Source organism: Parabacteroides sp. merdae-related_45_40, from assembly GCF_001915675.1.
This window is the reverse complement of sequence record NZ_MNQY01000089.1, coordinates 1-6,397: the sequence shown is the minus strand read 5'-3', so window position 1 is coordinate 6,397 and position 6,397 is coordinate 1. Positions and strand designations below refer to the sequence as shown.

2 protein-coding genes are annotated in these 6,397 nt (G+C 40.0%); both read right to left on the bottom strand.

Going from position 1 to position 6,397, the window contains the following annotated elements; all coding sequences use genetic code 11:
• Nucleotides 1-426: 426 nt before the first annotated feature.
• Nucleotides 427-2,436, bottom strand: coding sequence for a RagB/SusD family nutrient uptake outer membrane protein (locus BHV83_RS11050; protein WP_286757520.1), 2,010 nt, complete (start codon nucleotides 2,434-2,436; stop codon nucleotides 427-429).
• A gap of 18 nt (nucleotides 2,437-2,454) precedes the next feature.
• Nucleotides 2,455-5,649 (bottom strand): SusC/RagA family TonB-linked outer membrane protein, encoded by a 3,195-nt coding sequence (locus tag BHV83_RS11045; RefSeq protein ID WP_005637363.1) that lies wholly within the window; start codon nucleotides 5,647-5,649, stop codon nucleotides 2,455-2,457.
• Between the last annotated feature and the right edge of the window lie 748 nt (nucleotides 5,650-6,397).

The following is a 6,397-nucleotide window of genomic DNA, read 5'->3' as shown; positions in this document are numbered from 1 at the left end:
TGATGTATATGCGGGTGGTGATATCGTCCGTGGCGGTGCAACCGTAATCCTGGCAATGGGTGACGGTCGTAAGGCTGCTGCTGCAATGGATGAAGCATTGAGGGGATAGTGTGGTATTTTTTCAATATTTTGACTTTTGAGGATAGCTTTTCGGGGTTCGGGAAGCTATCCTTTTTTTAGAAACTGTTTTAGTGATTTATTTATACTTGCACCGATGTATGGTTATGTGGAATGTTGCTGCAATAAGAAATAAAGTGTATACCAGGACATGAAACATTGCCCAGTTATGTCACAATTCATGGTTATATTTACTGGACGCAGATTACGCAGACAAGCGTAGATATATTAATTGACAATATAAAATAAGTCTGCGTTAATTAGCGCATTCTGCGACGTCTGCGTCCAGTTTATTTTCTTTATACACTTTTACTCTCCAAGCCAAAATGGGCCTTGAACCAATGTTGGATCCTTATCTATTTCTGATTGATGTATCGGATACCAATAGAATTTGCGAGGATAAACACGATCCATGTATTTTGTGCGTTTGAAGAAGGCGTTGTCTCCTTGATCAGTATATTCGGTTCCATAATAATTCATCCCATAATCCGGTCCATTGACACCCCAATCTGGATTTTCACCCTGCTCATTTAGGTTTCCGATGCCATAATGGGCTGTTTTCCAGCGACGCAAATCATGGTAACGAACTCCTTCACCCACAAATTCTACTCGGCGTTCTTTGTGTATCAAACGTCTTACCTCTTTCTGGTCTGAGAAATTGATCTTAATGCGGGTAAAACCATTCTCATCCGTGCCAGTTCCATATTCGGCAATACCAGCCCGATGGCGAATCTTATTCAAATTGTCGAGTATTTCTTGTTTGTGGCTCATGCGTTCTGAACTTTCATTTAATGCTTCAGCATAACTTAGATAAGCTTCTGCCATGCGGAAAATGATAGCCGGACGATAAGGGTGATTGTTATCACGAGGTATATAATCCAATGATACTCGACTACGATTTAAATAACCGTTTTGCGGAGCATCGTGTGTTGGTCCTCCGTCCGGTTGTCCATACAAAAAGTTCGTATTACGGTTTTCCCATTTGAACCATTGTCCATTCCATACTACAGTCAGGTAAAAACGAGGTTCCCGATGGCAATACATATTAAATGTGTTGGGTTGTACAATCAAGCGTTTCCCGTCTCGTTCCGGTGTAACGTCAGGGTAATTACTATCATTGTACCCATCCATTAAATAATAATCGGTTGCCCTATATTCGGGTTTTGTAGAAAATCCCTTCTCACTATATAATGGCGCATTCGGATTGATTTTCGGACTACCGTCCGCATTATATCCCAGTATAGGTTCCGTTCCGTCTTCCATAAAGAAAGCATCTACCAGTGATTGAGTAACTCCTAAGCCTCCATTACCGCCGCAACCGCGAGGAGTTCCGTGCTGTTCCCAATCTCCGTAATTTCCTTTAGGTCGGAACCAAATGATTTCATTGTTACCCTCTCCTTCTGTTCTCATTGTGGCTCCGTAACAGGACATGAAGGGATCCACTTTGCCGTTTTCTTTGTTATTTACGATATACAACCCCTTTCCTTTTTTCTCGGCTTCATCGATCAGCTGCTTACATGCGTCAGCTGCTTTTTTCCATTTGTTGGCATCATAAGCTTGGCTGAAACGTTCTTCTCCGTCAGAATTTTTAAAGCCGAGATACCATTCATTTCCATTTACTAACGGACTTGCTGCAAATAGCAATATGCGGGCGCGAAGCGCCAATGCTGCCAATTTAGTTGCGCGACCACCATACAACGTACTCCAACTGTCCGGAAGGACTTTCGACAATTCTAAAAATTGATTATCCAGCCAGTCGATCATCCATTCAAAGCTTTTCTGACCGCGCATTAGATCCGGAGAATCCGAAGTCATATCATCTTCAAAATAAGGGACTGCTCCATAAGCCAAGGTCATCATCCAATAGTAATACGCAACCATGAAACGACATTCGTTTTTCATTGTCTCCACGTCACTCTCCGTTACGTTTTGTTTTGGTAAAGCCTTTACGTTATCCATGAAAATATAGGCTTGTCGAATATATTTGGACATTGTCCAATAGGAACCGCTCCAACCTGAATTAGGTTCCCATTGTCCTACGCGAAATCCTAATCCGCAGTCACTACCCCAATATGGAAACCAGCCTTGCGATGGAGTGATATCGTTTGCCAGCATCTCGAACGCATCGTAACGCGTATAATCCCAGTATGGATCCCGAATGCCTTGGTATACACCTGCTAGCCAATCTTCCGTACGAGTCTTGTCGTCGAATATCATGTCTATTGTAATAATATCGTCTGGTGCATTGTCTATAAAATCCGTGCATCCATTTAAGCACATACATAATGTCGCTAAACCAATATACTTGCTAAATTTCATTTTTTTATTTTTTTATTTTTAGAAATTAATATCAAAACCTGCTGAAAATGATTTCATTATCGGGTATTTTGTTCCTACGGATGTGTCGACTTCAGGATCCCATAAGTCAAATTTTGAGAATGTGAACAGATTACTACCTTTTGCATATAAACGAATGTTCGACAGGCCAATTTGTCGTACCCAAGATTTCGGGAGCGTATAGCCGATCTCTATATCTTTCACTCGGAGAAAACTCATGTTTTCCAACCACCATGTAGAGTTTCGAACATTATTCTCGCTTTTCCCCCATGTCAAACGTGGGTAATATACATCTTGGCTTGGATTTTCAACGGTCCAACGGTCTTGATAGTTAGTCAGGATATTTCCCATGGCCCCCATTGTTTCACCAGGGGTAAACTTGTTGCTGCATCCTCCTTTAAATCCGTATGTCATCCCATTCCCTTGGAAGAATATGTTAAAATCTAGATTCTTATAGCGAAAATTGGCACCGAAGCCGTATACGATCTGAGGGTTGTATGTTCCTCCTATGGCAGTCTCGTCCAATGAACTGACAACGCCATCCCCATTCACGTCTTTATATTTGATGTCACCGGGGCGAACCGGACCGAATGTATGGGTAGGAATATCCTCGTTTACAACGTAACCGCCATTCTCGGCAATCAGATAATCTCCGTTGGCATCTTTTTGGAAATCATCAAAAGTAAACAGGCCTTCGTCGACTAATCCAAATAACTGGTTGACTTTTTCGCCTGTCCGTTGACGATTCGTCCCCATGACGCCTAATGCCTCATCCTGTTCGATGATTTTGTTCTGGGCGTATGTAAAAGATCCCCGGAAGCCGACGTATAAATCTTTATTGATTTGTTTGTTTACGTTTAATGCTAGGTCGATCCCCTGATTATTTACTTTCCCATAATTAGCCCATGGTGTATTTCTAAATCCTGCTGATGTCGGAATATTATTTCGTTTCATAAAGATATTATATCTGTGTTCAAAGAAATAGTCCACTTGGAAGTCGATCATATTCCAGAGGCCCAATTCGAAACCTGCATTTGTTTTCGATACGGTTTCCCATGTCAGATTAGGAATTCCGAAATCACCTTCAAAGCGAGAATTCCGATGATAATATTGTCCGTTGGTTCCCCAGTCATAACCCGTTCCGTCTTCTCCCAATGTTGTCTGGTAAGCAAAGCGACGTCCGTCTAATTGGTCGTTCCCTGTCAAGCCGAATGAACCACGAAACTTGATTTTGCTGAACGTGTCTTTGTATGGTTCCATGAACTTTTCTTCCGAAAGCAAGTAACCAATTGCTACGGACGGGAAAAATCCGAAGCGATATCCTTTGGCAAAATTTTCTGATCCGTTATAACCGAAATTAAATTCTGCAATATATCGATTGTCATATGTGTAAGATGCTCGTCCGGCGATACCCATGCGGCGATAAGGTACGATGTCGTACGATTCTTCAAATTGCTGGTAATCCCGTTGGTTATACAAGAACAAACCTTCAACCTGATGTTTCCCGAATGTCCTTTCATAATTCAAATTCAGTTCTACATAAGTTGCTTTGTTTCCCCAATCATTATTTTCGGAAGTGCTCAAAAATTGTTGTCCGTAACTGGATATGTTCAAAATTAAATTACCATTTTCATCGCGTTGGGTAGCCGGTTGATACAAGTCTGGTGTTTTTGAACGAGTAACGCCTGACCAAGAATAGCGATCAAATGAGAAAATACCCTTTATTTTCAGTCCAGGAGTAATAAATTTCAAATCTTGCTCTAATGCGAACAACGATTCGATTTTACTTTGAGAGGTTGTTGCATATCCTTTTTGAGTAACCTGTACGTACGGATTCACTCGTTGATTGACTACTGGAAAATAGATATTATCATCTTCTTTATAATAGGCCGGATGTATGAATGGAGGGGTCTCGAATGCTCCCGAAAATGCATCATCGGAAGATATTGCCATTTTATTCATCTCCTGTAAATAGCCACCGACACTGACTGTCAATTGCGTTGTTTTTGTGATATTGATGTCTACATTCGAGCGTAAGTTGAATTTGTTTAGATGTGTTCCACTGTTCCAACTTTGACTCTTGTCGCGTTCGAAAATACCTTGTTCGCCATAATATGATCCGACCACTGCATAGCGTAAAATGTCAGAACCTCCGTTGACAGTAATATCTGCACGTTGATTCATGGCAAAATCTTTCGTAATCAGATCCATCCAATTTACATCCGGGTATAAATCCGGATCAGTTCGATTTATGTAGTGATCAATGGTTTCTTGCGAATAGGGAGATTGCTGTTGACCGTTATCTTTTGCTATTTCATTCAATAATGTCAGATACTCTGCTGAACCGATGTATTGGGGTAATTTTGTTGGTTGAGTAAAACTTTGTTCGAAATGGACATTGACTGTAGGTTTTCCTAATTTCCCACGTTTAGTTTGCACCAAAATAACGCCGTTTGCTCCACGTACACCATAAACGGCTGAAGCAGATGCATCTTTTAACACAGAAAATGATTCGATTTCAGCAGGGTTCAAGTCATCGAGTGTTCGTTCGATGCCGTCGACTAATACTAAAGGACTGGTTCCTGCTCCTTGGAAAGATGAAATACCTCGTATCCAGAAATTGGAACCGTCCGCTCCCGGTTCTCCTGATCGTTGCACGGCAATTACACCTGCCACATTTCCCGCCAAGTTGTTACTTAAGGCACGTGTTGTCCCTTGGCTTAATACCTGAGGCTCGATTGTTGTAATCGAACCTACTATCGATGCACGTTTTTGAGAGCCATAGCCGACTACTACCACTTCATTCAAGCCTGTCGAAATTTCGTGCATGTTCAAGTTTATGTTGATTTGGTTACCAACAACAATTTCCTGCTCTTCAAATCCAATGTAAGTGAATACTAGTATAGAACTTCGACTTGGAACTTCTAAAAAATAGTTGCCATCTATATCTGTTGTTGTACCTATCGTTTGTCCTTTTATTACAATATTCACTCCAGAAAGTGGTTCTCCCTGGGAATCTCGTACTGTACCATTTATATGGATCCCTTCTTCTGTGAGTTTTTTAACAGTAGGGATTATTTCCTTTTCATGTCTATCTAACCATTTGCCATTGGCATGAAGATAATTTGTACCTGATAGCAATGCACACACGATACATGTTAATTGCAATTTTTGATTTAATTCATTTTTGATCATGTTTTTTACGGAATTATAGATTTTACGTTAACTGTTGTTACTTTTAACTGTGTCCTTTTTTTGTTTTTATCCCATAGGCTATTTTTTATTGATTATGAATTTCTACTTTAAGCATATTATTTAACTAATTATCTAAATGATGTCTCCATAGTCCTTGAGGAACTATGGAACTTATATATAGAAAGAATCTTATTATTCAATGTCTTAAATGTATGAGGAGTGGAAATTGTTATCATTACAATGTCTTTTTTGACATAGGAGAAAATTATTTTATTCCTATTGTTTTAAATGTTGAATTTATTTTGTAAAAAAAGTTGCTCATGTTAAATGGATTGTTTACGTTTGCAAAAACGTAGTATTTAATATACTCTATTATTAAGTTTTTTTTCTGAAAGCTTTTTGTTATTATGGTGGAATTCCATAGTTCCTCAAGAACTATAGTTTGTTTATTATAGTGAGATGCAACGTTCTTTTTTGTATTAAAACCACGTATGTTGCCGGATCACCACATGGTCGGTTGTGCAGATATTTGGCTCTGTACGTCTCTTACCTCCCGAGTTTCGAGAGGCTGTTCAAGTTGTTTTTAACATTCAATACCTATTTTGCATATATCTGTGTGCGCTCGGTATTTAAAAGATACGCATTCTCTTGTGGCAAAAGCAAATGGTAGGAAAATAAAAAGCCCCGCTATTCCTAAGAATAACGAGGCCTTTTGGAAGCGAGCGGAAGACGGGACTCGAACCCGCGA